This is a genomic window from Bartonella queenslandensis AUST/NH15, assembly GCF_000312585.1.
Taxonomy (GTDB): Bacteria; Pseudomonadota; Alphaproteobacteria; order Rhizobiales; family Rhizobiaceae; genus Bartonella; species Bartonella queenslandensis_A.
Genome location: NZ_HE998222.1, coordinates 1 through 315, shown reverse-complemented (window position 1 = coordinate 315; position 315 = coordinate 1). Strand labels below are relative to the sequence as shown.

The window sequence follows — 315 nt, the reverse complement described above, 5'->3', positions numbered from 1 at the left end:
GCGTGTCTTGCGGATGTTGGATTTTATGACCAGCAGGCAGCGCGTTTAAATGGGCGTTTGCGTAAAGAATATGTAAAGGCTGTTAAAGCAGAAAAACAGTTGGCAGCCAAGCTTGCACCTGATCACTTGGCAGATGTTTATGGGCGGCTTGAACGAAAGGGTGATGGTTCAACATCTAAGCCTATTATCAAGCCAAAGGTTAGCCGCTTGGTTCCAAACAATGCGGGGAATTTAGCTGTGAAAGTACAGGATGAAGAGGCTTTAGACGCTCAAGAATTTAGCCAACATTTACACAAAGCTTTAAGACGGCTTTCA

At 44.8% G+C, this 315-nt stretch carries 1 pseudogene; it reads left to right on the top strand.

Annotation, left to right across the window (positions count from 1 at the left end):
- A pseudogene (locus BN338_RS09965) lies at positions 1 to 315 on the top strand (transposase domain-containing protein); the annotation flags it as partial.